At 49.4% G+C, this 1208-nt stretch carries 1 protein-coding gene, 2 tRNA genes and 1 other RNA gene; all 4 read right to left on the bottom strand.

The window, feature by feature from the left end; translation table 11 throughout:
- Positions 1 to 35: 35 nt before the first annotated feature.
- The 4 genes from DZE2538_RS14565 to DZE2538_RS14555 all read right to left on the bottom strand — a co-directional run bounded on the left by DZE2538_RS14565 (position 36) and on the right by DZE2538_RS14555 (position 1160).
- Entirely contained in the window at positions 36 to 470 is a 435-nt protein-coding gene (locus DZE2538_RS14565; RefSeq protein ID WP_019845886.1) for a DoxX family protein, read from the bottom strand.
- Between the two features lie 360 nt (positions 471 to 830).
- Positions 831 to 955: non-coding RNA, RtT sRNA (locus DZE2538_RS20480), on the bottom strand.
- 46 nt (positions 956 to 1001) lie between these two features.
- Positions 1002 to 1077: transfer RNA gene (locus DZE2538_RS14560), tRNA-Lys, on the bottom strand.
- A gap of 7 nt (positions 1078 to 1084) precedes the next feature.
- A tRNA-Val gene (locus tag DZE2538_RS14555) sits at positions 1085 to 1160 on the bottom strand.
- Positions 1161 to 1208 lie beyond the last annotated feature (48 nt).

Here is a 1208-nt window from a genome sequence, read left to right as displayed (position 1 = left end):
CCCGTCAGGGCGTTTTTTTCAGATAAATAAGTCAATTAACGGTAGTCTTCATTGGCGATTACGGAGTAACGGCCGCTACCCAGCAACATGATGACCAGGCTGCACAGGAAATAGAACGCTTCCCCTTCTAATCCCCATGCACCCACATTGGTGATGGTGAACAATTTACCTAGCGTGACCAGCAGCGTCGCGACTAACAGGTTAAACGCAACCACGGCGGCAGAAAAGCGGGTCAATACGCCGAGAATAATCAAGATAGGAGCCAGTACTTCACCGATATAGGCACCGTAGGCAATAAAGCCCGGCAGGCCATGCTGTGCCAGCATTCCTGAGACCCAACCGACGCCGTTTTGGATTTTGGCAACGCCATGGAATAGCAACAGAATGCCGACGGTCAAACGCAACAACAGTTTGCCGCCATCCTGATGGTTGGTTAAACCGGTAAAAAATTTATTGGCTTTCGCTATCATCGTCTTACCCTTAATTAGGAATAGGTTTTATTACGTCACCTAGTGTCATCTTTTGGTGACAGAATAAAAAACCAATACATTTGACGCTCCTTATCAAAAATTTTGCCTGATGATCAGCGGGGGCTGTAAAGGGTGGTGGAGCGTTTTTGAATAAATAAGGGAGAATGTTGGTTCTTGTGGGGATGATTTTTAGCCGGGAGACAGAGGATGTTGATAGATATAAGAAACAGGGAGAAACGCAGGGAGTAAAACCACATAACTTTGCTCGACTCGAACCTGAACGTAGGTTCTCACCTGCACAACATCGTGTGCGTATGAAGCGTCAGAGTGAATAATTGAGGAAGGTGATACAGTTAGCGGTGGTGGGTCGTGCAGGATGACTCGGCCTGTGGCCTCGCCCTTCGGGCCAGCGCGTTGCGCTGTTGTCTCGCTTTGCTCGACTCGAACCTGAACGCAGGTTCTCACCTGCACAACATCGTGTGCGTATGAAGCGTCAGAGTGAACAATCGAGGAAGGTGATACATTTAGCGGTGGTGGGTCGTGCAGGATTCGAACCTGCGACCAATTGATTAAAAGTCAACTGCTCTACCGACTGAGCTAACGACCCGCAGAAGTGGTGGGTGATGACGGGATCGAACCGCCGACCCCCTCCTTGTAAGGGAGGTGCTCTCCCAGCTGAGCTAATCACCCACTTCTGTACTTCATCGTAAGAAGACAGCTGGTATGAGATTGGTGGGT

Origin of the sequence: Dickeya zeae NCPPB 2538 (assembly GCF_000406165.1) — a bacterium.
Taxonomy (GTDB): domain Bacteria; phylum Pseudomonadota; class Gammaproteobacteria; order Enterobacterales; family Enterobacteriaceae; genus Dickeya; species Dickeya zeae.
This window is presented reverse-complemented; position numbering and strand designations above follow the sequence as displayed.

Coding starts and splice junctions, on each gene's coding strand:
- DZE2538_RS14565 (WP_019845886.1), bottom strand. CDS start 470: ATGATAGCGAAAGCCAATAAATTTTTTACCGGTTTAACCAACCATCAG.